This window comes from Bradyrhizobium sp. Cp5.3 (assembly GCF_000426265.1).
GTDB lineage: Bacteria > Pseudomonadota > Alphaproteobacteria > Rhizobiales > Xanthobacteraceae > Bradyrhizobium > Bradyrhizobium neotropicale.
Genome location: NZ_KE384516.1, coordinates 34,568 through 61,128, shown reverse-complemented (window position 1 = coordinate 61,128; position 26,561 = coordinate 34,568). Strand labels below are relative to the sequence as shown.

Annotated in this window: 23 protein-coding genes; 12 read left to right on the top strand and 11 right to left on the bottom strand. The window is 62.9% G+C overall.

Annotated elements, in window-relative coordinates; translation table 11 throughout:
• The first annotated feature begins 294 nt into the window (after positions 1 to 294).
• Genes K289_RS47525 through K289_RS0143165 form a run of 4 tightly spaced genes read left to right on the top strand, consistent with a single transcriptional unit; the run spans position 295 to position 4,792 of the window.
• Positions 295 to 1,455, top strand: coding sequence for a class I SAM-dependent methyltransferase (locus K289_RS47525; protein ID WP_063614300.1), 1,161 nt, complete (start codon positions 295 to 297; stop codon positions 1,453 to 1,455).
• 6 nt (positions 1,456 to 1,461) lie between these two features.
• Complete coding sequence (locus tag K289_RS0143175; protein WP_027556966.1) at positions 1,462 to 3,009, top strand: amino acid adenylation domain-containing protein; 1,548 nt, start codon at positions 1,462 to 1,464, stop codon at positions 3,007 to 3,009.
• A 35-nt stretch (positions 3,010 to 3,044) separates the two neighbouring features.
• The gene (locus K289_RS0143170; RefSeq protein ID WP_027556965.1) at positions 3,045 to 4,523 is read left to right on the top strand and encodes a hypothetical protein; all 1,479 of its coding nucleotides are present in this window, start codon (positions 3,045 to 3,047) and stop codon (positions 4,521 to 4,523) included.
• A 47-nt stretch (positions 4,524 to 4,570) separates the two neighbouring features.
• On the top strand, positions 4,571 to 4,792 hold the full coding sequence (locus K289_RS0143165; RefSeq protein ID WP_245284175.1) for an acyl carrier protein: 222 nt from the start codon (positions 4,571 to 4,573) through the stop codon (positions 4,790 to 4,792).
• Positions 4,793 to 4,843: 51 nt separating this feature from the next.
• Here the strand turns inward: K289_RS0143165 and K289_RS0143160 are convergent, their stop codons facing one another.
• From K289_RS0143160 to K289_RS0143145, 4 genes are read right to left on the bottom strand one after another with little or no spacing between them, the layout of a single operon-like run.
• Positions 4,844 to 5,461 (bottom strand): HupE/UreJ family protein, encoded by a 618-nt coding sequence (locus tag K289_RS0143160; RefSeq protein WP_027556963.1) that lies wholly within the window; start codon positions 5,459 to 5,461, stop codon positions 4,844 to 4,846.
• Complete coding sequence (locus tag K289_RS0143155) at positions 5,458 to 6,063, bottom strand: HupE/UreJ family protein (RefSeq protein WP_027556962.1); 606 nt, start codon at positions 6,061 to 6,063, stop codon at positions 5,458 to 5,460. Before K289_RS0143155 ends, K289_RS0143160 begins: the two co-directional genes overlap by 4 nt.
• 18 nt (positions 6,064 to 6,081) lie before the next feature.
• Positions 6,082 to 7,062 (bottom strand): HupE/UreJ family protein, encoded by a 981-nt coding sequence (locus K289_RS0143150; protein ID WP_027556961.1) that lies wholly within the window; start codon positions 7,060 to 7,062, stop codon positions 6,082 to 6,084.
• Positions 7,059 to 7,961, bottom strand: a complete 903-nt coding sequence (locus tag K289_RS0143145; RefSeq protein WP_027556960.1) for a peptidyl-prolyl cis-trans isomerase — start codon at positions 7,959 to 7,961, stop codon at positions 7,059 to 7,061. The genes K289_RS0143150 and K289_RS0143145 overlap by 4 nt, the downstream gene beginning before the upstream one ends.
• Positions 7,962 to 8,245: 284 nt before the next feature.
• Between K289_RS0143145 and K289_RS47520 the strand changes: the two genes are divergently transcribed.
• The 3 genes from K289_RS47520 (at position 8,246) to K289_RS0143130 (ending at position 11,360) form a co-directional block, all read left to right on the top strand.
• The gene (locus K289_RS47520) at positions 8,246 to 10,213 is read left to right on the top strand and encodes a hypothetical protein (protein ID WP_035688350.1); all 1,968 of its coding nucleotides are present in this window, start codon (positions 8,246 to 8,248) and stop codon (positions 10,211 to 10,213) included.
• A gap of 230 nt (positions 10,214 to 10,443) precedes the next feature.
• Entirely contained in the window at positions 10,444 to 10,641 is a 198-nt protein-coding gene (locus K289_RS53340) for a hypothetical protein (protein ID WP_371260925.1), read from the top strand.
• A 95-nt stretch (positions 10,642 to 10,736) separates the two neighbouring features.
• Entirely contained in the window at positions 10,737 to 11,360 is a 624-nt protein-coding gene (locus tag K289_RS0143130) for a 2OG-Fe(II) oxygenase family protein (protein ID WP_027556958.1), read from the top strand.
• Between the two features lie 13 nt (positions 11,361 to 11,373).
• Here the strand turns inward: K289_RS0143130 and K289_RS0143125 are convergent, their stop codons facing one another.
• Together K289_RS0143125 and K289_RS47515 are read right to left on the bottom strand one after the other, a co-directional pair.
• Complete coding sequence (locus K289_RS0143125; RefSeq protein ID WP_027556957.1) at positions 11,374 to 14,010, bottom strand: spermidine synthase; 2,637 nt, start codon at positions 14,008 to 14,010, stop codon at positions 11,374 to 11,376.
• Between the two features lie 215 nt (positions 14,011 to 14,225).
• On the bottom strand, positions 14,226 to 16,325 hold the full coding sequence (locus K289_RS47515; RefSeq protein WP_084788998.1) for a TonB-dependent receptor domain-containing protein: 2,100 nt from the start codon (positions 16,323 to 16,325) through the stop codon (positions 14,226 to 14,228).
• A 477-nt stretch (positions 16,326 to 16,802) separates the two neighbouring features.
• On the opposite strand from K289_RS47515, the gene K289_RS51380 reads away from it, so the two are divergent.
• Positions 16,803 to 17,435, top strand: a complete 633-nt coding sequence (locus K289_RS51380; protein ID WP_156918513.1) for a hypothetical protein — start codon at positions 16,803 to 16,805, stop codon at positions 17,433 to 17,435.
• A gap of 266 nt (positions 17,436 to 17,701) precedes the next feature.
• Here K289_RS51380 and K289_RS0143110 read toward each other — a convergent pair whose 3' ends face one another.
• From K289_RS0143110 to K289_RS51375, 4 genes are all read right to left on the bottom strand, one after another.
• Positions 17,702 to 18,019 carry a BA14K family protein gene (locus K289_RS0143110; protein ID WP_027556955.1) on the bottom strand — a complete coding sequence of 106 codons (318 nt, stop codon included), beginning with the start codon at positions 18,017 to 18,019 and terminating at the stop codon, positions 17,702 to 17,704.
• Positions 18,020 to 18,309: 290 nt separating this feature from the next.
• On the bottom strand, positions 18,310 to 19,284 hold the full coding sequence (locus tag K289_RS0143105) for a tripartite tricarboxylate transporter substrate binding protein (protein WP_027556954.1): 975 nt from the start codon (positions 19,282 to 19,284) through the stop codon (positions 18,310 to 18,312).
• A gap of 38 nt (positions 19,285 to 19,322) precedes the next feature.
• A complete protein-coding gene (locus K289_RS0143100; protein ID WP_245284173.1) occupies positions 19,323 to 20,156 on the bottom strand; it encodes an SDR family NAD(P)-dependent oxidoreductase in 834 nt (277 codons plus the stop codon).
• A 52-nt stretch (positions 20,157 to 20,208) separates the two neighbouring features.
• Positions 20,209 to 20,382: a hypothetical protein gene (locus K289_RS51375; protein WP_156918512.1), complete on the bottom strand. Its 174-nt coding sequence runs from the start codon at positions 20,380 to 20,382 to the stop codon at positions 20,209 to 20,211.
• 95 nt (positions 20,383 to 20,477) lie between these two features.
• Between K289_RS51375 and K289_RS48155 the strand changes: the two genes are divergently transcribed.
• Positions 20,478 to 21,155 (top strand): GntR family transcriptional regulator, encoded by a 678-nt coding sequence (locus tag K289_RS48155; RefSeq protein ID WP_051311396.1) that lies wholly within the window; start codon positions 20,478 to 20,480, stop codon positions 21,153 to 21,155.
• Positions 21,156 to 21,303: 148 nt separating this feature from the next.
• Here the strand turns inward: K289_RS48155 and K289_RS0143085 are convergent, their stop codons facing one another.
• Positions 21,304 to 22,593: an ROK family protein gene (locus K289_RS0143085; RefSeq protein ID WP_027556952.1), complete on the bottom strand. Its 1,290-nt coding sequence runs from the start codon at positions 22,591 to 22,593 to the stop codon at positions 21,304 to 21,306.
• 251 nt (positions 22,594 to 22,844) lie between these two features.
• Here K289_RS0143085 and K289_RS0143080 point away from each other — a divergent pair, with 251 nt between their 5' ends.
• From K289_RS0143080 to K289_RS0143070, 3 genes are all read left to right on the top strand, one after another.
• Entirely contained in the window at positions 22,845 to 23,810 is a 966-nt protein-coding gene (locus tag K289_RS0143080; protein WP_084788979.1) for a sugar-binding protein, read from the top strand.
• 61 nt (positions 23,811 to 23,871) lie between these two features.
• Entirely contained in the window at positions 23,872 to 25,398 is a 1,527-nt protein-coding gene (locus K289_RS0143075; protein WP_027556950.1) for a sugar ABC transporter ATP-binding protein, read from the top strand.
• Positions 25,395 to 26,456 carry an ABC transporter permease gene (locus K289_RS0143070; RefSeq protein WP_027556949.1) on the top strand — a complete coding sequence of 354 codons (1,062 nt, stop codon included), beginning with the start codon at positions 25,395 to 25,397 and terminating at the stop codon, positions 26,454 to 26,456. Before K289_RS0143075 ends, K289_RS0143070 begins: the two co-directional genes overlap by 4 nt.
• The last annotated feature ends 105 nt before the right edge of the window (positions 26,457 to 26,561 follow it).

Here is a 26,561-nt window from a genome sequence, read left to right as displayed (position 1 = left end):
TCAGAACGGGACGGCAAGGCAAGAAGTCCCGAGCGGTGTCACGGGATCGGTGCTGTTGAAGTCGTCGGCGCCGTAGAGACCGAGATTGGGCGCGCCGCAAATGCGCCTGCCCGGCAGGTGGCACCGCTCGCGGTCGCAGCTCCCCCGCCACCATCTTTGGTTGCGCCAATTTAGAGTTGCTTAAGAGTCCGTCTTCTAGGATAGCGACGTGGTCTTGGTCGAAGTCTGGTACGTGTGTTGCGCTCACTCCCTGCAAACGAGATTGAACGGGCGCTGCTGACACACCCAGATGTCATGCACGCCACGCTCGTTGTCGAAGAGGGAGTTGGCGGGAACAGCCATCAGCTCGCCTATGTCGCGGTAGATCCCGATCGCTTAGAGGCTGCCAAATCGCGCCTCTACCTGGCGGAGCGGGAGCGGCGAGTTCTGCAGTGGCGCCGCGCGTTCGACCAGGTGTATAGCCGTGGCGACGAAGGCTTTGCGCCGTCCTTCGTCGGGTGGACCAGCAACTTCACGAACAAGCCCATTCCCGAACTTGCTATGGCCGAGTGGCTGGATTGCACGGTCGAGCGCATCCGCGGGTTGGGTGCGAAACGGGTGCTGGAGGTCGGTTGCGGGGTCGGGCTCCTTGTCGAGCGGCTTGCGCCCGGCTGCACGACCTATTTCGGAACGGATCTTTCGCCCGTCGCCGTTCACCGCTTACGTACTTTCACCGCGTCGAAGGCGGACCTTTGCCATGTCGAATTGCTGGAGCGCGAAGCAGCGGATTTCGACGGCTTGCCGTCGCAGTCCTTCGACGTCGTCGTTCTCAACTCGGTTGTCCAGTACTTCCCCAGCATCGAATATCTACAGGATGTTCTCGAGCGGGCGGTTCGTGTCGTGGCGCCGGGAGGCCATATTTTCGTGGGCGACGTGCGCCATTTCGGCCTGTTGCGAACGTTCCACGCCGCGGTTCAATCCGTCAAGGCGCCGCCAGGGGCCGCTGAGCGGTGGCTTGAGCGAAAGGTTTCCTTATCGATAGCGCAGGAGCGGGAGCTGGTCATTGATCCCCGCTTCTTCCATGCCACCTGCAGATCCATCCCGCGAATCGCCGCCGCAGAAGGCTTGCGCAAGCGCGGTTCCGATAACGAGCTGACGCGCTATCGATACGACGTGGTGCTGCACGTCGACCACGATGACGTTCCTGCTTTCGGCAGGACAGACCATCTTCCGTTGACCTCGGCCGATCCAAGGGAAACCGATCACATGGCGACCGATCCGTTGGCTGCCGCATACCGGCAGCAGCTCGGGATCGAGCTTGCAAATGCGCTGCAGGCGCAATTTCCCGATGCGCATTTGCCTTCTGCCGTTGTTGCATTGAGCCCGCGCGCATTTTTGGAACTGGTGCAACCTCCTTCGCTAGTGCCTTCCTTGGCATCGGACGATTGCTTCAGCCGCGAGCGGATTGAGGGGTGATCGAAGATGGTCGGCCATAATCTGGGGCTGCGCTTTCAGGAGATCGTGGCCGCCACGCCGGGGGCACCCGCTCTTTTTTGCGAAGGTAATAGCTGCTCGTTCAGAGAGCTGAATGAAACGGCGAACCGGTTCTCGCGGTGGCTCGTGTCGGTGGGGGTGGATCGCGGCGCCGTCGTCTGCCTTGAGATGCCGAAGATCATGGAGGCCTATGCGCTGGCATTGGCCTGCATCAAGATTGGTGCACCGTACGCATTTCTCGATCCCGCCGCTCCAGCGGAGCGTTCGCGGTTGATGCTCGACCGGTGCCGGGCCAGCTTGATTCTCAGTGTCAGGGAAGGGCCCGGTACGCGTATCGTGGTCGGTGATGCAGCCGCACGCGCCGAGCTCCGCAAAGCTATCGCCGAATTCGACGGCAGCGACCTGCCGCAGACGACCGAAATCACCGGCGCAGATCCGGCTTATGTCATGTTCACGTCCGGCTCGACGGGAGAGCCGAAGGGCGTGGTCATTCCCCATCAGGGGGTTCTTCATCTGGTCGAGTGGGCGGGGAATGATCTTGGCATCGGTCCAGCGGACCGGCTGACGAACGTCAACCCGATCTACTTTGATAACTCGGTGTTCGACATCTACGCCGGACTCCTCAATGGGGCCGCCATCGTTGCTATCGACGCATTGAGAGGCCGGCCGCCGGCGGAACTGGTTGCGGAGATCACGCGGCATCGGTGCACGTTCTTTTTCGCGGTGCCGACACTGTTCATGTTTCTCGACTCCATGCACCTTCTATCGCCCGACTGGCTACCGAATGTGACCCGCTTCATGTTCGGAGGCGAGGGATATCCGCTGGCGCGGTTGCGTCGATTCTACGACGCGTTCGCAGGTCGCGCGAAGCTGATCAATTGCTATGGACCAACCGAGACGAGCTGCATCTGTAGCGGTTTCGACATTACTGCGCAGGTGTTCGATACAAGCGAGGGATTGGCGCCGCTCGGACGGCTCAATCCGAATTTCAACTACCGCATCCTCGATGAGGACATGAAGCCGGTCGCCACAGGAGGCGTGGGCGAGCTGTGGCTGGGTGGTCCCGGCGTAGGGCTCGGCTATATCAACAATCCGCAGGAGACGGCACGGCGGTTTCGCCAGGATCCGTTGATCGACGGTTATCGCTCGATCCTCTACCGCAGCGGTGATCTCATAGAAGTGGACGGGGCAGGTGTACTGCGCTTTCGCGGCCGCGCCGACAACCAGGTCAAGCTTCGGGGCTATCGGGTCGAGCTCGAGGAGATTGACCATGCGATCGCTGCCCGGACAGGGATCACGCGCGCGCTTGCGGCCGTGCTTCACGACGCCAACGGTGCAAGCCGCCTGTTGGCCGCCTATTCGGGGACGAAGCAGGCAGAGATCGATCTGCGCCAGCACTGCGCGGCGCGTCTTCCGGCTTACATGATCCCGAGCCGTTTCATTTGGCTGGAAGAGATTCCCGTCAACGCCAACGGCAAGGCAGATCGGCGTTCAGTTGCCTCGCTGCTTGATGAAGCCCACGCAAAGGCCTCGTGAATGCGAGAAGCCGGTCCGCCAGCGCGCCTTTCCCGATGAGCATCGAAAGCCAGCCGAGCGCGTGTATGGCGGCGCGTTCGCGCGCTCGGCCCGCTTGGCGTCTGATCCCTGAGATCGACCGGGATACTACGCTCGTGACGAGCGTCCAGGGCGTGACCGGCCGTATCGCGCTGTGTGGCGCGGTGGCCGTGCTCGTGGCACTGCTCAGTTTGGTGGGCATCGATTTCTCCGCGGCGCCGCTCGCGATGGGGTGCGCCTATGCCGGGACGTATCGCCGCATCTTCATCCTGCTCGCGACGTCGTTGCTGCTTTACCGGAGCGGCTTCCTGGTTGATACGCCGCTGCTGGAGCGTCTGGCAGCGCAGGAAGGTGTGACGGATCGTATCAGCCAGCCGTTGCTGCAGTCGGCGATGCTGACGCTGGTATTCGCCTTGTTCTCCGGCCTGCTCGTGCTGCAGGGTAACGCGGCCACGGCGTTGCGTCGCCCCACGATGTGCCTGCTCTTGGGCTTCCTCGGACTGGTACTAGCCACGCAGTCGACGCTGACTGTCGGCATGCCGCGTGTCCTGCTGTGGTCATTCCTGGTGACGTGCCAGCCCTATCTCTGGTTTCTTGCCTATGCGCTGGCTGATGCCGGCAAGGAGCAGTCACCGGTCTGGCAAAAATTGAGCGTCTTTCATCCCTTCTGGGGAGCGACGTTGACGCCATTCGGAAAGGGCCTGTCCTATCTTCGGCGCTTCGAAGCGAAGACGCCGGAGGAACTCGCCGTTACCCAGCTCAAGGGCGTGAAGCTGGCGGCATGGACGCTGCTGCTGGCCGTCGGGCGAGGCTGCTTCAATGAGCTTGTCCACGGCATCTTGTGGCTGCCGACCTTCGACGACACTTTGCTCCGCCATATCGTCCACGATCCCTATCCGCGCTGGATCGGCTGGACCAGCCTGATCGCCTACTTCGTCGAAGATCTCCTCGGCATGACCGTGTTCGGTGGGATCATCGTGGCGACCGCGCGCCTCGCCGGCTTTCGCCTGCTGCGCAACACGTACCGGCCGCTGGAGTCCGCGAGCCTCGCCGACTTCTGGAACCGGTACTACTTCTACTTCAAGGAGCTGCTGGTCGATCATTTCTTCTATCCGACCTTCGTTCGCTGCTTCCGAAGCCATCGCAGGCTTCGGTTGTTTTTCGCGACGTTAGTTGCTGCTTGCCTCGGAAATCTGCTGTTTCACTTCATCCGCGACATTCGCTTCGTCGTCGACATGGGTCTTTGGAACGCTGTGGTCGGCGAGCAATCGCACGCGTTCTACACATTTGTCCTCGCCATGAGCGTGGCCGTATCGCAGCTGCGCCGTGTGCCGCAACGGGCGACACGAGGCTGGCTGCGCGGCCGGCTGCTTCCTTGTCTCTGGGTTTGTGGTTTCTTCTGCATTCTGCACGTCTTTGACGCGCCGCTCGATCGCGAGCACACGCTCTGGCAACGCGCCGAATTCCTTTTCTATCTTCTGGGAGTAACAACATGACAATAGTGCCTGCCTCCGAAGTGAAATCACGTATGCGGAGCTACATTATGCAGCGACTTCTCATGAAGGGAGACGGTGCGCCGCTTCACGACGACGATCTGTTGTTTTCCAGCGGCCGCCTTGATTCCCTCGATGCGGTGGAGCTCATCATGAGCGTCGAGACCGACTATGGGATCAATTTTTCCGATCTTGGCTTCGACTTGACCAGATTGGACTCAATTTCCGCCATTGCTCGCCTCGTGGAGCAATCCTCTGTCGAACCGGCCTAGGAAGGGCGCCGCAGAAGAGCCGATCGTCATGCGCGGATTGGCAACGTTCTTTCAAGAAGCCAGAACAATGCTCGCCATCATGAGACCGATGGCCGCGATCCAGCCTCCGAGCGCGCGAACGGCGATCGTTCGCCAAGGCGCCGAGCCGTCGGACTCGGTCCCTCTGAAGACGACGGTCAGAGCCATCGTGAGGGTAATGATGGTGTAGCCGACGCAGGCCAATCCTGCAGCGAACAGCACTCGGTCGGTGTCGGGCCCGAGGTCTGCGCCGTTGGCAGCGCCGCGCATCACGGCCAATCCGAATGCAATCGCACACAACGCGGATGTGGGAATTCGCGCTGCTGCCGCGAGCATCAAACCTATCGCCAGCATCATCGCGGCGTCCGCAAGTCCTGCCGAAGCCGCGCCGAAAATGCGCCCCAGAGGCAAACCGACCAATAGTCCAAGCGGAAACGCCAGGATAAGCCAGCGTCCCCTTGAAGCTCCAAGCGAGCCGGCCAGCACGCCTGTCGCGGTCCAGAGAATGACATCCTGAAGATCGGTGAAAGGATGCAATGCACCCATATAGAAATCGCCGAGGCGAGCTGCGACGATATGAGCCTCGGCTGCTCCCCCTTGGGCGAGCAACAGCGCGGCGGCAATCCATCCGCGTCTGAATTTCAGTTTCATGCAATAGCTCCGAGGCCTTGGACGAGGAAGTAGCAGCCAAGTCCTGCGATGCCGGCCCCGAGTCCCTGAATGACGCGCTCTCCGGCGGGCCAGCGCGTCAGAGTGCCGATCGCGATTCCGCCGAGATGCAGCAGGCCGGTGGCGGTGACAAAGCCGACCCCGTAAGCCATCGGGTTCGCCGAGCCTGGAAGCTCGGCGCCGTGCGCATGACCGTGAAAGACCGCAAAGACGGCCACAATGACGGCGGCAACCGGAAACGACAAGCGCAGGCGGGTGGCGACGGCCACCCCGAGGACCAGCGCTGAAACTGCGATCACCACCTCCGGCATCGGCAGCGGAATTCGCAGCACCCCCAAGACCCCGCCGATCGCCATGACGAGCGGAAACGTGATGGGGAGCACCCAGATCGCAGGCGCACCGAGCTGCGCCCCCCAGATCCCGACCGCAACCATGGCAATCAGATGGTCGATTCCCGTGACCGGATGCAGCAGGCCACTGAAGAGCCCGCCGGCGACACCGACCTGGTCGTGCGCGAACGCCGGTTGCGTCAGCGCAAGGGCAACGATCGCGGTCGATATAACTCTGAACATGCGCAACGACATGGTGTGTACGTCTCTCTGTCAGATCGCGGCAAACACTCGCACGAGGCGGCCGAAGAACCAGAACATCGATACTGAGCCGATGGCGTAGGCCGGGAGAGCCTCGCCCCAGCGCGGCACGACGGCATCAAGTCGCCGATGCGCCCAGATCAGCGCGAGCACGAGGAGCACAAAGGCAAGCTGACCGATCTCCACGCCGATGTTGAAGAAGAGCAGCGCCGCGGGCAGGAGGCTGCGTTCGAGTCCAAGTCCAGCCAGGGCGCTTGCGAAACCGATACCGTGAACAAGACCGAAGGTGAATGCGACAGCCCAAGGATAACGGGCAGTGATGCCCATCGTGCCGCGCTGTTGCTTGACGATTTCGACTCCGACGAACGCGATGCTCAATGCAATGCAGGCATTGAGCGGGCGCTCCGGCACTCCGATGAGGCCGAACGCCGCCGCGGCAAGCGAAGCGCTGTGTCCGATGGTGAAGGCGGTGATCGTTTTCACCAATCGCCAGCCACCGCCGACGATCCAGATCAGACCCAACACGAACAGCAGATGATCGGCGCCCAAAAGGATGTGATCGATCCCGTAGTTCACATAGGTCTTGGCCAGCTCGATCCAGGCCTCAAGCGTCGGGGCGTCGGTGCCAAGGACGGAGACGACGGGATTGGCGGTCGAGATCGTGTAGCTGCGCGGCTCACCTGCGATCGGAATGACCTTGATCAGGACAGCCGACATGTTGGCGCCGAGGTTGGTGATGGTGATCGAGCCGACAAGGCCCTTCTGGCCGCAGTTCATTTCGGGCAGCCGGAGGAAGCAGTGGGGTGGGACCCGCAGATCGATCCGCCCAGCGCCGATGGAGGGCTCCATGGTCCAGCGGCCGATAAACGCGCCGGGGCGGACCTCGCGGAATTCGAGCACGCCCAGGCTCGCCTCATGCGCGCCGAGCGTGGACGGCTGCATCAGCGTGGCGAGGACGACCAGCGCCAGACGCAAGTAGCGCATCGCCGTCATTGCTCGTACCGCACTTGATAGGAAGTCTTGAGCCGCTTGACCGCTTCCCATGCCAGCTTGCGCGTTTCTTCCGTATGCCAAATCCGGGCGGCCTCATCCCGAACCGTCTCGAGACTGGCAAGCGTTCCTTGACGCCGGGAATCGAGACGAGCAACGTGCCAACCATCCTTGGAGCGCAGGACCTTCCATTCCCCCTGCGGTATCGTCAGCAGTGCATCACGGAATTCCTCACCGAAGGACGCAGCAAGGCTCGCAACCGGCCGGGCGAGGATGGCGCGGGTCTGCTGCTGCAAGTCCTCTGTTTCGTGTTGCTGGACAATGTCCTCGAGCTGGCGCTGCGCCGTTGTCTGGTCCGTCGGCGCGGTGATGTAGAATGAGACGCGCTCCGGCTCGTCAAAGCGGGCATGATTTTCCGCAAACCACGCCTGAAGCTGTTCGTCCGTGGGTTGCTGGACCCGGATCTGATCGAAGATCAGCAATTGCATCTTGAAGGCAATCCGGTCGCGGATCATTTCGTCGCCGCGGTCCACACCGAGCGCCTTGCCCTCGCGGTAAAGGATTTCGCTCGCGACCCAGCTGTCGATCATCTTCTGGAGCTGGTCGTTGGAAGGGGTACGGACTTTGTCCTCGTCGAAGTTTTCGATGAAGGATTGGCGCATCGCCTTGGTTACGGTGATCAGCTTTTCGTCCTTGGCGGGGGGATGCAGAAGAGCGTCGACGCCGAAGATCACCGCGCCAAGCAGCGCGAAGTGCAGCAACGGTTCACGCAACAAGCGCGTGGCCGCAGCGATGATCGACCGCGAAGGCTGCGTTGCACCGGGCGCGGCATCGGTGCTCTGGTTCGAGCGTTCTGTGCGCGGAAGGGATTGCACTTCATTTGACGTCGCTGGCATTGACATGTTGGTGTCACAAACTCTTCGCGGTATGGCTTGGCCGCGCGCCTTATGCGACAGCGCGTTTCATCTGTCATCTGCAATCGCCGATGCGGCGCAGAAAAGTTGCAAGAGACAAGATGTCGCACGAATTGTTCGGAAGCTGCGCGCGGCAACACAAATCCTTCACGAAGCTGTATTCGAGCTCTGGTCATTTCGTCGCCGTACGGAGTCCGGGGATCAGGCGGTTTTCGATTCCTGTCACTCTTGTTGAATTTCGCGATGACTCAAATCCGAGCAAGGGGCGATCGATGTTTCCGACTAGCAAGACCATCCTGTTGACCGCAGCGTCAGCATCTCTGGCGCTGACTCAGAGCGCCGTGGCCGAGGAGTTCGGCAGGGATCGCCACAGGGGCAATCCTTATGTTGCCGGCGACATGCACAATCACAACACCTGCACCGACGGTTCGGTTTCCGCGGGCTACTCAATCGACCGCTCTGTCGCGAAGGGCGTCGCTGCCGGCGGAGGCAACAATTTCGATCTCGACTGGTTCACGCTCGGCAATCACGGCGGTTCGGGCAACCGGGACTGCCGCTTCAGCGACACGAGCGCCAATCTCCCCGGCGACACGACCACGACCTGGAATCAGACGCTCGGCCAAACCATTGACGGCATTACGATTACGAGCCTGAAGGGCACCCCGAACGGCACGGGCAGCAACGCCAAAATGTGGCGCTGGCAGTCGATCAAGGAGATCGAGTATCCGATCATCGTCAACCGGGCGCCGATGTACAACAAGGTGCTGATCGAAGGGCTCGAATGGATCGCTCCCGGTCACGAGCACGTCGACGTTGCGGTGATCACCGGGCAGAACCCGCGTCGGGGCGGCAATGCCGACAAGATGGCGGAGTTCGAGTACCGCTTCGACCGGTCCGACACCGACGCGATCGGCCCCATCAGAGAAGGCGGCGAGGACCAGCTCTGGCAGGGCAAGGACAACGTCAACAACACGGGCACGGCGGGTCACCAAAAGGCGCTCGAAGGCATCAAATGGTTGCAGGCGCACCATCCGCTGCAATCCTATGTCATTCCCACACACACCGAGCGCCAGGGGCCATTCGACCCCTCGGGTAGCAAGGGCTACAACATCGAGCACTTCCGCGATTTCAACAATGCCGGACCGACGGTCGCGTTCGGCATCGAGTCGCCCGGCCATTTCGCAGAAGGCGGTCTCACTGGCGGCTCCGGTTCCTACACGGCTACTGCGGTTGGCGGCGGCACCTACGGCATGAGCGGAATCTACACCGCGAAAGTGGGCGGCCTGTGGGATGGTTTGCTCGGCGAAGGTCGGAACTTCTTCATCTATGTCAGCTCCGACTGGCACAGCCGCGGCGCGGGCGGCGCGCGCGACGCGTTCACGACCGCGGATTTCATTCCCGGCGAGTACACCCGGCTGTACGTTCCGAATGAAGGAAGGTTCTCCTCCCAGTCGGTCATCGACGGGATGCGATCGGGCAACTCCTACTCGGTCAACGCGGACCTCATCGGTTCGGACATGGTGTTCCGTGCCAGAGCGCGGGGCGACGACTGGAAGACGATGGGTGAAACGCTGGTCGTGAGGCCCGGCGATCAGGTGACGGTCGAGATGGAGATGACCGTCCCGGCGAAGAACAACAGCCCCTACAGCTTCAACAATCCGCTGCTGGAGCAGGTGGGGATCAAGCAACCGCTGAACAAGCCGTCGCTCGACCACGTCGACTTGATCAGCGGCAAGATCACCGGCGTCGTCGCACCGGGCGCGCCCGGCTATGCGGTGGCGAACGCCGGGGGCACTGCCGGCGCGGACATCGTCTACAATTCCACTGCCAGCGTCGTCCGGCAGATCCCGGCGACGAAGATGCACCGCGAGCACCGGGACCGCGACTCCGTCCGGCTGCGCTTCACGACGACGATCACGGCCGGTAACACTCCGTTCTACGTCCGCGCTCGCGGAACGAACATCCCGGTCGGTACTCCGAATGTCACGGACACCGCAGGCAATCCGCTGCTTGACGCCAACAATGCGAAGGTGAGCTGCGCGGACCCGGCGTGCCCGGCGCATCTGGAGACGGTCAACGGCGTCAAGAAGGTGACCCACGACATTCAGGCCTGGTCGAACGTCTGGTTCTACGCCAATCCCATCTTCATCAGGCCGGAGGGTTCGCCAAAGTTGCTGGTGGAGACGAACGCGGATCTGGCGCGGCGCCTGGGGCATAGGGCCGAGAACGACCAGCACTGACGTACCTGAGACTGTCCGGCGGGAGGCAAAGATCGATGCTTCCCGCCGGAATAGCTTTGAAGTGTGCTAGCTGCTTGCGTTCGGTGGTGTTCTTGTTTCGAATTGGTCTCTGCGCGCTGTGCCTTCTCCTTGACCCAGGCTGCGTCGCGGCCGCGCCAGGCGCCGTTCTGCCGGCTCCGGACGAGCCTACGTGGGAAGATTGCAAAGCTGCAATCGGGGAGGCGCGCGCATTGGCAGAAGAACTGCCACCCGATCACCTCTCGCGCTATTTTGCCGAGCGGCACCTGCACCAGGCCAAGGTCGAGGCCGGCAATGGGGAATTCGACGAGTGTCTCGAGATGGCCGCTCGCGCCTCCGCAGAGGTGCGCGAACGGCGCCATGAGCTGCTACCCGGCGAAAAGCTGAAAGTGCTCAAGCCCGACGAGTAGCTCGGAAGATTTTGTGGATCCTGCTCGCTGTCATCGCAGTGTCACCTTTGCTCGCGCATGGTTGCCCGCCACGAAGAACAGGTAGATTTTGCGACATGGATCAGATCGAGCCGCTTTTCCCGATTCCCCTCCTGCGCTCGCCTCAGCTGCTCCCTCCATCGCTGAACGAAGCCGCGGTCGCGGCGATCCGGAACACTCGGACCGAAGGCAATCTGCGCTCGGGTCAGCTCTTCCACACCGAGGTTGCCGATCCGCGCGACAACGAGCTGTTTCGACAGATCGCTGAACTTGCCGTCCCAAAGCTTGTCGATTTCGGCGTCTTGCTGTTCGGCGAAAAGCTGCGTTGGACGGTCAAGGAGATGTGGACCAACATGCTCGAGACGGGCGGAAACCAGACGCTGCATTCCCACGCCAACAGTTTCGTCTCGGGCATCTTTTATCTCACGCCCTCGCACCCGGCCTGCAAGACGGTTTTCGTGCGGCCGCCCGGCGGTTTCGATTTCTCCTTCCGCCACCATACGCGAACCGCCGCGATCGGCCCGTTCAATGCGGGCAAGTACGTGCTGCCGGAGGCCGAGCCGGGAGATCTCGTTCTTTTTCCAAGCTACCTCTACCACGAGGTGCCGAGAAATCAGGGTGAGCAGAGGATTACGATCGCTTTCAACGCGATTCCCGACCAACTTGACTGCTGGGGCTATCGCATCAACTTTGCGCCTTGAGCGAGCGCGCTGGTCACTCCATTCGTAGTCCAAATTCGAGTAGCAGCAGCTCCCTGGCCTCGCTGCGCGATGGTGCTGCCCGGTCAATCTGGCGCAGCAAGCGCGCAGCCGCCGCCCGGTCTGAACTCATCAGGGATCTCGCCATGCCCATCAGCGGTCCGTAGGCTGGATCGAATTCGGAGCTCAGGCGAAGCGCCTCGATGAGGCCCGGCGCAGCCGCTTCAATCAAGGCTGTCCCGCGCGGATCGCCTGGCAGCGACGCGCCGGCCTCGAGAAATCGGTTGCGCGCGCGCCAGTAGGAGCTCAGCCGTCTGCTCAGACTTTCGCGCTCTGGTCCAACAGCCAGGAGTTCCGCCGCATCGGCTTGCATGGTGCGCGTGACGGCAAGCAGGAGTGACCAGGGCGGCGCTGTTAGTGCATGGACGTTCCGACGCGCATCGAAGGTCACGAAGGGATAGTCATCCGTATTGCGCGGGCCTTCGCCGGCGAATGCGGAGAGAGCGCGCGGGCCTCCGAGGTATTGGCCGAGCAAATCGATCGGTGCCTCGAACCCCAACGGCCGTGCGACTTGCGCGACCGCGGGATCGCGCAGCCGGGCAGCGAGCGCGTCGGCATCGAAATAGCCGCCGTCCCCTGCGCTAACGAGCGCAAGCATGGGTGTGCGTACGCTGTAGTGGTTGAGCCAGGCCGAGCCGTCGGGATAGATGTCGAGAAAGCCGCGGATGATGGCGCGCAAGGAGGGCAGATCGAGCTGATATAGGGGAAGCCATTGGCAGAAGACGCCGCCGGGTGCGAGCCTGCGCTTCACTGCCTCGAAATGCTCCACGGTGTAGAGCGCGCCGCTGCCATCCAGCGCCGGATGAAACAGGTCGGCGACGATCACGTCATACCGACCCGTATCCGCAGCGATGAACCGGCGGGCATCCGCGACGGTCACCCGGGATGCTGGAGCACCCGCCGGACCAGCGAACCAGGGAAGCAGGTCCACCACTTCTTGGGACAGTTCGACGCCGAGCACGCTTACACCGGGCATCTGCGATCCGCCGGCCACGGTGGCGCCGGTCCCAATGCCGAGGAATAAGGCCTGGTGCGGAGCTTGATGAAGCAGCAGAGGCAACATCGCCTGACGGTAGTCGGATCGAACCGAACTTGTGCCGCCCATGCGGAAATGGCCGTTGACCTCGAGATAGCGCACACCTGCTGCGTCGTCGACAACGCTGGCAGTCACCATCGGCCCTTCATGAACCGCAAGCAGTGCGCCACCAGACGGCACCTTCGTCAGCGGGAGAGCGGGATGGGCCCACAGGAGAAGCGCGAAAATCGCCGGTGCCGCGGTCCATGCCAAGGCCGGCCAGCCGGGTGGGAGGAGGAGCAGGTAGCCCAGCGCAACGAGAAGGAGTGGCTTCCACGTACCAAAGGTCGGGATGAGAAATTGCGCTGCCACCAGCGGCGCGATGGAGGCGCCGAGGCTGTTGACCCCGACAGCCCATCCAACGGATCCACGCTGGTCTCGCACCTGTTGCGCCAGCAGGCCGAACAACGCTCCCATCGCGGTCGACGGCGCCAGGAACAGCGCTATCGCCACTGCCAGCTCACCGAGCACGCCTGCAGCGGACGCGGTCTCGACGAGGCGGCCGACATAAGGCGCGAACGATGCAGTCATCACGCAAGCGAACGCCGTTCCGGCAAGCAGGCCGCGGAGGCTACCCTCTTGCGCATGGAGCCCGGCGCGCTGCCAGAGCAGTCCGCCTGCCGCGGTGCCGAGCAAATATGCAGCCAGCAGTCCTGCGAAGGTATAAACGGTGTCCTGCATCACCTGCGCCGCAAGCCGAACCACCAGAACCTCGAATGCGATTCCGAGTAGACCGGTGACGAACAGGATGAATGTGAGCCGCAGCTCTCGAACCGGCTTTGGCCGCGCCACTTCGGCGGCTCGCGCTTTGCCCGACGCCGCTCCGACCGCGAGCGCGCTCAGGGCGCAGAACATGTTGACGCCCGCGAGGCAGACCAGGGTGCCGGAGAATCCGAGCGCGGGAATCAGAAGGAATGTGGAAGCCAGCGTTCCAGCCAAGGCCCCGGCTGTATTCGCGCCATATACTCCTGCCGCGACGCGAGCCTCGCCCCGAGCCTCGCGCGTCATCCGCTCCAGTGCGGCCAAGGTTCCGCCCATCGCCGTCGTTGCGGGAAGCAGAACGAGCGTTGGAAGCGCAAAGCTGCCGGCCCAAAGCAGGGCCGGGGACGGCTCGGTACCAAGCAGCGGCGACAGGGCTCGGCCAGCCGCGGGCAAAAGCCAGACGTTGACCAGGCCCCAGGCTGCGATAATGGCCTCAAGGATCGCATAGACGCGCCATGGCGACCGCGAACGCCGGATCAGCGCATCGAGCGCAAACGCACCGAGTGCCAGACCGCCGAAAAAGCCGGCAATGGCGCCAAGCACCGCCATCATCTCGGTCCCCAGCGCAAGACTCAGCTGACGTGTCCACACGATCTCGTAGCCGAGGCCGGCGAAGCCGGACGCCGTCACGATCGGGATCAGCGCCCAATCGCAGCTTGCAGCTTGACGAGAGCGCGCCGATGCGGCCTCGACCTGGACCGCGCCTGCGAACTGTTCTGCCGAAGCGATCGCGGCACTGTCCGGATCGGATTGCATTCCTTTCACTCCTTTCCCGAACTCGACCGGCTGCGCGATACAAGCCGGGGTCTTGACGATCGCATGATCCAAGATTCCATCGGCCGAACTCGTGCTCTTGGCCGATCAAAGCATCCGCTCTATGTCAGATTTGTTCAGCATTTGTGACGATCAAACAGGGCCGGTTGCTTTCATGCCGGTCGGTGTCGCTCATTGATGCCGTGGGTCCGGTGCGATCAAAATCTTGCCGCCACCGTTAGTCGCACCGCGAGCGGCTCGGCCGGATGGACGTGCCGATCACCGACGCCGTCGATGGGCTCTCCCGGCAACCGCGACAGATAGTAATATTCGATCTGGTTGGTCCGGGCGTTGAAGAGGTTGAGCACGTCGAGCTGCAGCCGCAGGCCATTGTCGAATTTGTAGCCGGCGCGTGCATTGAAAATCAGCGACGGCTGCGAGCGGACGCTGTCGTCTTCGATCAGGGGGCGCGGGCCGAAATAGCGCGCCTTCAACGCGCCGAACCAGCCGGTGTCGCCACCAAGGGTGACTGCGCCGCTTGCTACCCACGCCGGTGCGCCGGGGATGCGGTCCCCGGCGGGATCGAAATCAGTAAAGCGCGCGCGGGTATAGGCCACGTCGAGATCTACCGTCACCCACGGCACTGGCTTGTACTGGTTCGTCCACTCCACGCCGACGCGGCGGCTGGGCCGGCTCGGCTCCGTGGTGCCGGCGTCCCCGACGAACAATAGCTCCGAGTCGAAGTCGAGCACGAATACGGCGAGCGAGCTGGTGAGACTGTCGATCGCCTTGGTGCGGATGCCGAGTTCAGCGCCGCGAGAGCGCACGAGCAGCGGCACGCGGTCAAGCGGGGTCACCTTGTCGTTGGGATCGACCGTGATCGTCGCGCCGCGGATATCGTTGCTGTGCAAGCCGTATCCGGCATTGCCGTAGAACTCGGTCTTGTACCAGGGGCCGAGCACGATGCCGGCCTTCGGGCTCGCCATCGACGCCTGCGCGTTGCCCGAATTCTGCGGTGTATCGCTGAAGACGTGTCCGGCGAAAAAATCTTCGCGGATGCCGATCGTGGTGCGCAGCCAGTCGGTCCAGCGCGCGGTCGTATCGGTCCAGAGGCCGACATTGCCCTCCTGCACGCGGTCATCGCGCACGGTCGAGAGCCATGCGCGCTGCTCCGTCTTGAACAAGCCGACATGGATATCATCGTAGCGGCTCTGCACGCCGACGCGGGTTTGGGCTTCGACGCCGGCAAAGCGCCAATCGAACGCATGCCGCGCATCAACGCCGCCGAGAGTACGGCGGTCGAGCTGGCTGAACTGGTCGCCATTGACGGGGTTGTCGAGGAAGTAGGTGAAATCGTTGAAGAGCTGGAGGTCGGAGCGCACGACATAGGCGCTGACATTGGTCTGTCCGTAGTCGCCTGATTGCGCCCAGTTGCTGGAGAAGCTGAAGCGGCTCGAGGTGCCGCCATCGGTCGGATCGAGCGTGCCAAAGCGATTGATCAGGCCTTGGTCGATCGCGCGCTGTGGGATCTGGTCGGTCGAAGTCCAGCCGTTGGAATAGGCCATCGCCGTCAGCGTCAGGCCGTCGGTCGCCGTGCCCTGGCTGTAGCGCATGACGCTGTTCAGCTTGCGGACATTGTCCGGCACTTCCCACGGGCCGTCATATTTGCCCGCCTCGATCGCCGCCAGCAGCGTGCCGGCGCCCACGGCGGTCGATCCCGCCGCCAACGCCCGGTGGTAGCCGAAGCTGCCGAAGGTCATCTCCGCGATGTTCTTCGGCAGCTTGTTCACGTAGTCGATCGCCACGGCGCCGGCGGACGCGAAGTCGCCCTGGTCGGCGAAATATGGTCCCTTGCGCACATTGACAGACTGGATCAATTCGGGAATCAGGAAATTGATATCGGCGTAGCCCTGCCCATGCCCATGAGTCGGCATGTTGACAGGCATCCCGTCGACGGTGATCGCCAGATCGGTGCCGTGGTCAAGATTGAAGCCGCGCAGGAAATACTGGTTGGCTTTGCCCTCGCCGGAGTGCTGGGTGACAATCAGGCCGGGCACGACTTCCAGTGCCTCGCCGGGCCGCGAGAACGGGACCGCATTGACCTCCGCGCCGTTGATGCGCATCGAACTCGCGGCGGTGGGCTGCAAGGCGGAGGAGCCAACGGGCGCTGCACCGGCTGCGGCGCCGCCTTCGGTCGGGTTATCCGAGTGAGCGGGAGTCCGATGCCGTGTACCACGGCTGTTGGATGGTTTGCTGCGCGCGAGCCTATTGGGGCGCGGGCCATCCGACGACGCAACGGTCACCGGGGGAAGCTCCATGGGCGCGACCGCACCAAGCTCATGGGCGGCGGCTGGGAGTGCGCAGAGGACCGACGGCCAGGCGGCGGAAAACATCCGCAACAAGACCTCACGCACCGCCATGCCCCGCACGATAACTGTTACAGCCCACAAGGGTGGCAACAAGCCCAAACCCGGGTCTTACGCTAGCAGTCCGGTATGACGATTCAACAACAATGTCATACCGGACGGTGCGGCGCGCCGCTCAACGCAAGCGGCGGATGTCACGCGAATTGTCGCAACCGGAACATTCTGCCACGCATCAGCGAGGTCATCGTCATTTCGTACGGCTGTCACACTGCCGACCGATAAGCCTAACTTCCCCGGCGACCGGTGCCTGCCACCGCTTCTGTCGCGTATGCAAGCCGCCAGCCGCATTGAAAACAAGCCGCGCGTCTTGCCCGGATCTCGACCAGTGACGAGGACATGAGACGGTGTAAGGTCATTCTGCGAATATCGATGCGGCTTTCGCTGATGATCCTGGCGCCTTCGCTCGGTGTTTCCGCCTCAACTTCGGCGCTGCTGGCGGATGAGTTTGATAACGGCGCTCCAAGCAGCGCCGGACCGTCATCCAATCCCTCGCTCTGGGAGTCTCGTGCAACTTCGACGTCGCCAGTCAACCCGGGCGCGACGCTACAGTCGTCTGTCGGGCGGGAGCAGGGTAATCCACTCTGGGCAGTCCCGCTCGCGAGCCTGTCGGTCACGCGCGAGCGACCAATCTTTTCGCCCTTGCGCCGGCAGCCGCCAGCAGCCGTCCCTTCGCTGTCCGAGCCGAAGCCGCCTCCCGTGCCGCCAAGCCCGCCAAAAGTCGAACTGCGTCTCTCATTGGTCGGAACCGTGAGCGGTGCCGACCAGAGTCTTGCGATCTTTGTAGACCAAACGAGCAAGGCCACACTGCGCCTGAAAGTAGGTGAAGATTATCAAGGCTGGAGGCTTCGTTCGGTGCGCGGCCGCGAGGCGACAATGGCGCGCGGTGAGCTAATCGAGACGTTGAATTTCCCGAAACCAGGCGAGGGCGCGCCCGTCATCGGGGCGGCGGTTGCGGAAAGTGCGGTGAGGCGAGGAAGCTCGCACACGCCTGAGTATGACTGAACGGACACGGCCCGACCGCCATACGCAGCTATGACACCCCCGCGCGGCGGTACTACTCTGCGACCGCTGCGGCATCTCCGAATGGCGTATCTCCCCAGCAAAGACGAAGCACATCAAGACCGGGGAGAGTGATCAGGTAAGCGTGACGAGCATCATGTTCGGGAAAAACGGAGACACCATTTAGACGGCGCCTCGAATCCGATCGAGCTAACGAGCGCTCAGCTCGACAATGTCCGTTTGATCCGCTGATTTGCGGTTTTGCGCCACTACTCGCACGGATGGCGCTGACCGTCCTGGCCGATGTAGGTGCTCGTTGCAGGATCGTAGGATCGATAACGCTCCGCGCAGGAACGCGAAACCGCGCGTGCCATAGTGTTGTCCGCTCCTTGCGCCGGAGCCGCGCCATCCGGCAACTCGAGACCCTCCCGACCCGCCGGCGTTAGCGTGCCATTCAAGTTGCGGTTGGGATTCTCGGCCTCGTAAGTATCCGGATGGCTGTTTGCAAAGCCAGATTGCGCGTAGGCGGTGCTTGCGGTCAGGCTCGACAACAAGGCCACGGCAGCAAGAAGCTTAAGTCCAGTCATGGTCGATCTCCATCGTTCACCGGTGCGTCGAGCTACCGGTACGGCAGGATGTGGATCGACATAGCGCGCCGAACAAGTTGCCCGAGATCGCATACTCGCGACCTGCGCATTCTTGTCGTTCAAATACAGAAAGCGTCGTTCGTTTGTGGAACGAAGATGATCGGAGCGGGGCATGGAGCGCCGCTTATGGACCTGTGCCGATCATCCGCTCTTGCGCAAAGGGCACCATCAAGCTTGGCCGGTCTCGCAACCCCATTCGCTGGATCTCGCTTGGAGCCCCGGCACGAGCATCACTCGATTCTCTGCAGGCTGGCGCGGTCGATGACGCCATTCCAGCGCACGATCTCGCCGGCGACGAAGTCGCGCATTTCGGCTGGAGAACTCGCCTTGGCGCGAACGCCGAGGTCGTCGAGCTTCTGCTGGAATGCGGCATCATCTACCAGCGCACTCAACGTCCCGTTCAGCCGCTCGATCACGGGGGCCGGCGTGCCGGCCGGCGCCGCTATGCCGATCCAGGAGATCACCTCGAAGCCGGGAATGCGGCTGCCGATCGGGGGAACGTTGGGTAGGGTGGGCCAGGGCTCTGTGCTCGTGACGCCGAGCCCGCGAAGCGTGCCGCCGTTGATCCCCTGACGTGTCACGGTGATGGTGTCCACGATCAGGTCGATATTGCCGCCGAGCAGATCGGTCAGCGGTTGCATGCCGCCGCGATAGGGCACATGGGTCAGTTTGATGTCGGCGGACAGGGACAGAAGCTCGCCGACGAGATGCTGGGTCGATCCAAAGCCGACCGAGCTGAAGGTCAGCTTTCCGGGCGCAGCCTTGGCCGCCGCGATCAGGCTGGACAGATCGGTGATGGGGCTGTCCGCGCGTGTCGCAACGACGAAGGGGAAGGTACCGATGAGCGACACGAAGCTGAAAGCCTGAACCGGGTCGAACCGCAGACTCTTGTAAAGCGCGCCCGAGACGGCATGGCCTCCTGTCAGAAGGATGAGGGTGTGTCCGTCCGGTGCCGCCCTCGACACCAGTTCGGACGCAAGATTCCCGCCAGCGCCGGGCTTGGCATCGACGGTCACCGTAGCTCCGAGCTTTTCGGCGAGCCCGGCCGCAACGAGACGTGAGATCGTGTCTGCATTGCCGCCCGCGCCGAACCCGTGCATCAGCGTGATCGGCTTCTGCGGCCACTGGTCGGCGGCACTGACCGGCGAAGCGATAAGGACGGTCAACAGCGATACGATGATGGCTGCCGCAAACTTGCCAAGCATGGAACTTGCTCCTCCAATATTCGCGATCGGCGCTCGATCTAGAGATGACGACCGCCATCGACGACGATGGTGGTGCCGGTGCTGACTTTCAGATGCGTGGCGCAGGCGAGGATTGCGGCGGCGACGTCGTCCGCTTCGACAACACGCTTGAGCGGCGTCGACTTCGCACCGGCTTCCAGGGCCGCCCGGTCGCGCCCCGGGACGAAGTCGGTGGCGACAGCCCCGGGCGATACGCTGATCACGCGAATTTCGGGCCCAAGGGCGCGGCCCAGCGACATGCTGATATTGTCGAGTGCAGCCTTGGAGGCGCAGTAGGCCACGTTGCTGCCGGAGGCGGTAAAGCCGGAGATCGAAGATACGTTGATCACCACGGCGTCGCCCGATGCCCGCAATTGCGGACGCAAGGCACGGACGGCGGAATAGGGGCCTCGTACATTCGCGATCAGGATTTGTTCGAACAGGTCATCGGTCAGGGTGTCGAGATCGTGATGTGGAATCGCGCGGGTGAATCCGGCGGAGTTTACGAGGATGTCGAGCTTGCCGCCGCGCCCATCGATATGCGCGGCGAGCGCCTTGAAGCTGGCGGGATCTTCCAGCGCAAGGCGCGCGATGTCGTGCCGACCGGCAGGCAAGCCGCGCAACAGCTCCTGCGCGCGCGCCTCGCTGCTGTGGTAGCCGATGATCACATCCGCTCCGGCCGCCGCAAGACGTTTGACCGCGGCAGCGCCGATGCCGTTGCTGCCGCCGGTCACGACGGCGAGGCGACCGGTCAGATTGTCGATATTGCTCATTGAAGAATCCCCATGTTGATCGCAACCATGAGCCGGCCGGGGAGGGAGGTCTGTCACCTGATCGAGGGACAGCGCCGGCATCTCGGGTCGCTATGGAAGCGCCGCCAGCCTCGTCAATTCAGCACGAGGCGCATCAGCGACGAGGTTCGAAAGCGAATGCGGTGAGGTGGTTGGTTCGCGCCCAATCGAACATCGTACGGAACAGCGTGGCAGGAAAAGCCGGCGTGCCGAGATGCTCGATCAGGTCGGCAAGCCCCGGCATGTCCGCAGGCGTCGTTGGCTGTCCATTGAGGCAATGGGTCCGCATGCACGCTCCTCGCTTTCCCCTGGCGTCTCTCTTGACCATTTCCATAGACGAAGCCGAGTTTGTATGCAAACTTGTGTGCAAAACTGGTGCTTTTCATGCTCCACGACGATCCGCTGCCATCCCGCCTGTCGAGCGACGTCTACAATGTGCTGCGCCGTCAGATCGTGACCGGCGAGTTGCGCCCGAACCAGCCTCTGATCGAGCTGGATCTGGCCGAGCGGCTGCAGGTCAGTCGCACGCCAGTGAGGGAGAGCCTGCAGCGTCTTGCCCATGCTGGCCTCGTCGTGCCGCGCAAGCGCGGCTGGGCGGTGCGTGAATTCACGCCGGACGAAATCAGGCAGAACGCCGAGCTGCGCATGGCGCTCGAGGGCTATGCTGCAAGCCTCGCTGCGACGCGCGGCTCGCCATCGGACATCGCGGCGATTGTGGCCATCCACGAGCGGCGGTTGAAATTGCGCAGGTCGGACGAGGAGATGCGGGTCAAGACCAACCGCGATTTCCACGATGCCATCATGCGTGCCTCAGGCAACGGACGGCTCACCGATGCGATCTACCATTCGGGCCAATTCTACTTCAATACGCCGATCGCCCGCGCGACCACGGGCGAGGAGCTGGCGCTCGGCAATGCCGATCATGCGCTGATCGTTGCCGCCATCCTGAAGCGCGATGGGGCGGCCGCCGAACGCGCGATGCGTGCGCATATTCAGCGAACCTTTGCCGTGTTCTGGCGTGTCACGGGCCTTGCGGAGCCGCTGCAAGTCCAGCCGCGGTGATTGCGGTCGCCGCTGGTCCCCCGTGCATGTGACAGAAGAGGTGCCGGCGTGGTAGGTCGCCGCTGACGAGGTGACCATCAGCGGCCAGCGCGCGTGAGGGCCAGTTCTCTCGGTTTGGCGCCTGAAAAGCTCGGTTGCCCTTTGCGACTTAAGCGAGAGTCGTAGCTCCCGGTGTTCGCTCGGTCGTCTCCATGTAGTTTCGGTCGACCACCCGCAGCGTCCGCCGCACCATGCCGTCGACAATTGCCGCCGACTTGCTTGGGCGCACATATATCGCCGTGGACTGGAGCAGCCACGGCAATACCGCCTGATCGAGCCGGTCCTCATAGGCGTTGCGCATCATGTCAAAGGCCTGCAAGCCGGGCCCCGCCAGGACGACATGATGCGGGCGCAGCACCGATATCGTCGCGGCGACCGCCTCGGCAAGCGCGTGACCCGCCTGCCGGAATAATTGCTCGAGGCGGGGATCGCCGTTCCGTGCTCTGTCTCGCAGCAGAGCCATCTGCGCCTCGGACGGCTGTTGCGACACCGCAGGCGGCAGGTCGACGAAGGTGCGAGCGTCGCGGTAGAGCGCATAATCAGCGAGATAGGCCTCGACGCAGCCGCGCTGACCGCAGCGGCATTGCGGCCCGTTCGGCGCTACCTTGAGATGGCCGATCTCGCTGCTGGCGCCGACACCCCAGCGTGCCTCACCGTCGACGACGACGCCCATCCCGACGCCGTGGCCGACCATGATCGTGGCCGCCAGGCCCTCCGCGAGCGCCGGTTCAGCCGCTGCGAGGGCCAGGGCAACTGGGACGGCGTCGTTCGCCATCACGACGTCGACCTTGAATGCTTGGCGGATCGGCGTCGCCAGATCGACGTCGGTGACCGACAGCACCGGACTCCACAGCTGGCGGCCGGTATCGGCGTTGACGATGCCCTGCAGCGCAATTCCAATTCCCAGCAGCCGGTGGCGCGGGGTGCCCGTCGCGCCGAGCATGGCATCAATTTGCGCGATCACGATATCGCACAATGCGCCTGGATCGAGCGCGCGCGTCTCGAGTGCGAGCCGCGATTGCGCCAAGCCGGAGCCACTGAAATCCGCGATCAGTGTCTCAATCAGGTTCATGCGCAGCGAGACCGCGACGACTCGGCCAAGCTCCGGGTTCAGGGTCAGCTGTATCGCCGGCCGTCCCCGACGACGGCCATTCAGCCCGTCCGCGTCCGCCTCGCTCGTATCGTCCGGCCATGACATCGCCGCGTCCGTCTCGGACAGCAGCTCTTCTGCCATCATTCTCGACGTGATCGCCGAAATGGCCGGGAAGCTCAGCCCCGTACTGCGTGCGAGCTCCACACGTGGCATCGGCCCCTGACGTCGCAAGACTTCGATGAGGCGGCCGCGGTTCGATTCACGAGCCGAGCCCGAAGCGCGCGTCGACTTTAGCTCCTCATCCATGCGACCTCATTTAGTTCGTTTGATGAAATTATTCAGTTTGTTCGACTTTGCGTACATGCGGCACGATGTCGTCAGGAGCGACAAATCTGTCACACACTGCCGAAATTACTATTACCACGTGAAGGTGTAATAAAAGTCGCGCTTGACTAGAGATTTTCGCCTTCATAATTTATTCGCATCGAAAATAAAATAAGGCGCAACAAGCGCCGCGCGTCAACCCCGGCTACCGGAGTGACGAAAGGGAGGTGCACATGAACAGCTCAATGAAGAGATGGATCCTGCCGTTGTTCGCGAGCGCGGCCGTGCTCGCGATGACCACCGGTGTGACGCAGGCGCAGCAGAAAAAGACTATTGCGCTGGTGACCAATGTCGCGGCCGACTTCTGGACCATCGCGGGCCGCGGGCTCGAGAAGGCACAGAAGGAGCATCCGGATTACAATATCGAGTTGATCGTCACCAACGAAGGGACCGCGGCGGGCCAGCGGCGCGAGTTGGACGACCTGCTGGTGCGCGGCGTCGCCGGCATCTCCATCTCTGTAGACGATGCACCGCACGCAACCGAAGAGCTCAACAAGGTTGCGGCCAAGACCGTGTTGATCACGACGGATAGCGACGCGCCGCAGAGCAATCGTCTCGCCTATATCGGCACCGACAACGTCGCGGCCGGGCGGCAAGCAGGCGAGGAGATCAAGAAGGCGCTGCCGAACGGCGGCAAGATCGCGCTGTTTGTCGGTACGATGGATGCGGACAATGCCCGCGAGCGGGTGCAGGGTATCAAGGAAGCGATCGCGGGCACCAAAGTCGAGCTGGTTGACGTGTTCACCGACCAGGTGGACTTCGCCAAGGCCAAGGCGAACATGGAGAACGTGCTCGTCAAATATCCCGACATTGCGCTGTTGTCCGGCCTTTGGAGCTACGAGACACCGCTGATCTATGACGCGGTCAAGGCGGCGGGCAAGGTCGGCAAGGTGAAGATCGTCGGCTTCGACGAGGACCAGCGCACATTGCGGGGCGTTTCAGACGGCACGATCGAGTCGACGGTCGTGCAGCAGCCGTACGAGTTCGGCTATCTCTCCGCCACCAACATCATCAAGACGCTGAACGGCGACAAGTCCTGGATCCCGGCGGGCGGCAAGCTGATCGTGCCGACCAAGGTGATCAGCAAGTCAAACGTTGCAGACTTCACCGCAAATCTCAAGGAACTGCTGAAGAAGTGACTCTTGGCGCCTTTCGACGCTCGGCTGCCACAGCCGCCGGGCGTCGCGAGGGAGGAAACGAATGGCGGAAATCCTGTTCGAACTCACCGGGATCAGCAAGTCTTATCCCGGGGTCATGGCTCTCGACGACGTCAGTTTGCACGTGTACCGCGGCGAGGTGTTGGGCCTGATCGGCGAGAACGGCGCCGGCAAATCGACGCTGATGCGCGTGCTGGGTGGCGTGATCGCGCCGAGCCAAGGCGTGATCCGCATCGGCGGCAACGACCATGCCCGGATGACGGTGAGCGAGGCGACGCAGGCCGGCATCGCCTTTGTGCATCAGGAACTGAACCTGTTCGAGAATCTCGACGTCGCCGCGAACGTCTTCATTGGACGCGAGATGCTTGGCGGCGGCCCGCTGAAGCTGGTGGACAACGCGGAGATGCGCGCCCGTGTGACGCCGCTGCTGGAGCGGCTGGGCGCCGATTTCAGCCCGGAGACGCTGGTCGACAACCTGTCCATCGCCGAGCGTCAGATGGTGGAGATCGCCAAGGCGCTCTCGATCGATGCCCGCGTGATCATCATGGACGAGCCGACCTCCAGTCTGACGATTTCGGAAACTGAACGGCTGCTGGAGGTGATTGCCGATCTGAAGGCGCACGGCATCGCAGTGATCTACATCTCTCACCGGCTCGGCGAGATCATGACCTGCGCTGACCGCGTCGTGGTGCTGCGCGATGGGCGGACGGTTGGGGAACTGGCGCGGGGCGAGCTGAGCCATGCCGCAATGATCCGGCTGATGATCGGCCGCGACCTGAAATCGCTGTACACGCCGCCGAAACGGCCGCCGCAGCCGGGTGGCTGCAACATCGTCGGCCTCGTGACATCAGCCTTTCCCGACCGGCAGATCGATCTTTCCGTGCGGCATGGCGAGATCCTCGGCCTGGCAGGGCTCGTGGGCGCTGGCCGCACCTCTCTTGCCCGCGCCGCCTTCGGCATTGACCCGCTGCTGGGTGGTGAGATCAGGATCGACAACGCACCGATCAGTGTTGCATCGCCGCGCGACGCGATCCGGCAAGGCATCTATCTGGTGCCGGAAGACCGCAAGAAATCCGGGCTCGTGCTGGAGTTGCCGATCCGGGAGAACGTGACGCTGGCCAGCCTGCTGAATTATGCGCGGATGTGGCTGGTAAGCGGCGCGGACGAGCGCAAGGTCGCGAAAGAGCAGGTGAGGCGCCTCTCCATAAGGGCGCCGAGCATCGATATGGAGGTCGTGACGCTCTCCGGCGGCAACCAGCAGAAAGTCGTGCTGGGCAAATGGCTTTCCATGCAGCCGCGCGTGATGTTCTTCGACGAGCCGACCCGTGGCATCGATGTCGGCGCCAAGAGCGAGATCTACGCGCTGATGCGCGAATTCGCCGACCAGGGCGTCGCAATCGTGATGATCTCCTCGGACATGGAGGAGGTCATCGGCGTCTCCGACCGGGTGGCAGTGATGCATGAAGGGAGCGTCAGCGGCGTGCTGGAGCGCCCGCAGTTCAGCGAATACAACGTGTTGCGGCTGGCAATGGGCCAAGCGCTGGAAACCGTGGAAGCCGCTGCGCCATGATCAAGAAAGAACTCGGCCTGGGGGTGCTGCTGGTGGTGATCTCCGCCATCACGGGCGCGATCAATCCGGCCTTCCTGTCGCTGGTGAACTTGTTGAATATGGCCAATTTGATCGGCCTCTTCGGCGTGTTTGCGCTTGGCGAGGGGCTCGTGATCATCACCGGCGGCATCGACCTTTCGCTCGGTTCGATGTTCGCGCTGCTCGGCGTCGTATTCGTCGACCTTCTGACGACTTATGAGGTTCCTTGGCCCCTCGCGCTGCTGGCCGTTCTGCTGGGCGGGTTGGCGCTGGGGGGCATCCAGGGTTTCCTGATCACTCGGCTGAAGATGCAGCCCTTCATCGTGACGTTGTGTGGGTTGCTGATCTATCGCGGTGCCGCCCGCTACTATACGAGCGATTCGACACGCGGCTTCGGCTACGGCGACGAGGCGGGGGTACTGAGCAACATCGCCTCCGGCAATGTGGCGGGCATCCCGAACACGTTCATCCTCCTCATCATCCTCGCGCTGATTCTCGGCGTGTTGCTGCACCGCTCGGTCTACGGGCGCTGGCTTTTTGCCGTCGGCAAAAACGAGGAGGCGGCTCGCTTCTCCGGCATCAGCACAAATGTCGTGATCGCAACCGCCTATATCATCAGCGGCGGGCTCGCCGGCGTCTCAACAGTCTTGTTCGTGTTCTACACGAACTCAGTCTCACCGAGCTCCTTTGGCAACTTCTATGAGCTCTACGCGATTGCGGCGGCCGTCCTGGGCGGGTGCAGTCTGCGCGGCGGCGAGGGCTCTATTCTCGGCATCGTGCTGGGGACAGCGCTGCTGCAGGTGCTACAGAACCTCGTGAATATCCTGGGCATCCCCAATTCCCTGAATTTCGCGGTGATGGGGACGGTGATTCTGCTCGGCGTGCTGGCGGATCATCAATTGCAGGCCCGTCGGCGGCGCCAGCTGGCGCTGGCCGGCCTCGCCCGCACGGCGCCGAGCTCGACACTTTTGCAGGGACAGCAGGGCGCGTCACCGCGCGGGGCGGATGCGTTGCCAGCGAGAACGGGCGATCAGGCATGACAGATCCAGGCTCCAGTCGACGCAAGGGCGCTTCGTCGGCTGGGGGAGGAGCACGTTCCAGGCTCGAGGGCTTTGGGCAAGGACGTGAGGCAAAGATAGACAAAG

What these genes read in the sequence shown, in the direction of transcription:
- K289_RS47525 (WP_063614300.1), top strand. Translation starts at nt 295, where the DNA reads ATGCACGCCACGCTCGTTGTCGAAGAGGGAGTTGGCGGGAACAGCCAT.
- K289_RS0143175 (WP_027556966.1), top strand. Translation starts at nt 1,462, where the DNA reads ATGGTCGGCCATAATCTGGGGCTGCGCTTTCAGGAGATCGTGGCCGCC.
- K289_RS0143170 (WP_027556965.1), top strand. Translation starts at nt 3,045, where the DNA reads ATGAGCATCGAAAGCCAGCCGAGCGCGTGTATGGCGGCGCGTTCGCGC.
- K289_RS0143165 (WP_245284175.1), top strand. Translation starts at nt 4,571, where the DNA reads ATGCAGCGACTTCTCATGAAGGGAGACGGTGCGCCGCTTCACGACGAC.
- K289_RS0143160 (WP_027556963.1), bottom strand. Translation starts at nt 5,461, where the DNA reads ATGAAACTGAAATTCAGACGCGGATGGATTGCCGCCGCGCTGTTGCTC.
- K289_RS0143155 (WP_027556962.1), bottom strand. Translation starts at nt 6,063, where the DNA reads ATGTCGTTGCGCATGTTCAGAGTTATATCGACCGCGATCGTTGCCCTT.
- K289_RS0143150 (WP_027556961.1), bottom strand. Translation starts at nt 7,062, where the DNA reads ATGACGGCGATGCGCTACTTGCGTCTGGCGCTGGTCGTCCTCGCCACG.
- K289_RS0143145 (WP_027556960.1), bottom strand. Translation starts at nt 7,961, where the DNA reads ATGTCAATGCCAGCGACGTCAAATGAAGTGCAATCCCTTCCGCGCACA.
- K289_RS47520 (WP_035688350.1), top strand. Translation starts at nt 8,246, where the DNA reads ATGTTTCCGACTAGCAAGACCATCCTGTTGACCGCAGCGTCAGCATCT.
- K289_RS0143130 (WP_027556958.1), top strand. Translation starts at nt 10,737, where the DNA reads ATGGATCAGATCGAGCCGCTTTTCCCGATTCCCCTCCTGCGCTCGCCT.
- K289_RS0143125 (WP_027556957.1), bottom strand. Translation starts at nt 14,010, where the DNA reads ATGCAATCCGATCCGGACAGTGCCGCGATCGCTTCGGCAGAACAGTTC.
- K289_RS47515 (WP_084788998.1), bottom strand. Translation starts at nt 16,325, where the DNA reads ATGGAGCTTCCCCCGGTGACCGTTGCGTCGTCGGATGGCCCGCGCCCC.
- K289_RS51380 (WP_156918513.1), top strand. Translation starts at nt 16,803, where the DNA reads ATGCGGCTTTCGCTGATGATCCTGGCGCCTTCGCTCGGTGTTTCCGCC.
- K289_RS0143110 (WP_027556955.1), bottom strand. Translation starts at nt 18,019, where the DNA reads ATGACTGGACTTAAGCTTCTTGCTGCCGTGGCCTTGTTGTCGAGCCTG.
- K289_RS0143105 (WP_027556954.1), bottom strand. Translation starts at nt 19,284, where the DNA reads ATGCTTGGCAAGTTTGCGGCAGCCATCATCGTATCGCTGTTGACCGTC.
- K289_RS0143100 (WP_245284173.1), bottom strand. Translation starts at nt 20,156, where the DNA reads ATGCCGGCGCTGTCCCTCGATCAGGTGACAGACCTCCCTCCCCGGCCG.
- K289_RS51375 (WP_156918512.1), bottom strand. Translation starts at nt 20,382, where the DNA reads ATGCGGACCCATTGCCTCAATGGACAGCCAACGACGCCTGCGGACATG.
- K289_RS48155 (WP_051311396.1), top strand. Translation starts at nt 20,478, where the DNA reads ATGCTCCACGACGATCCGCTGCCATCCCGCCTGTCGAGCGACGTCTAC.
- K289_RS0143085 (WP_027556952.1), bottom strand. Translation starts at nt 22,593, where the DNA reads ATGGATGAGGAGCTAAAGTCGACGCGCGCTTCGGGCTCGGCTCGTGAA.
- K289_RS0143080 (WP_084788979.1), top strand. Translation starts at nt 22,845, where the DNA reads ATGAACAGCTCAATGAAGAGATGGATCCTGCCGTTGTTCGCGAGCGCG.
- K289_RS0143075 (WP_027556950.1), top strand. Translation starts at nt 23,872, where the DNA reads ATGGCGGAAATCCTGTTCGAACTCACCGGGATCAGCAAGTCTTATCCC.
- K289_RS0143070 (WP_027556949.1), top strand. Translation starts at nt 25,395, where the DNA reads ATGATCAAGAAAGAACTCGGCCTGGGGGTGCTGCTGGTGGTGATCTCC.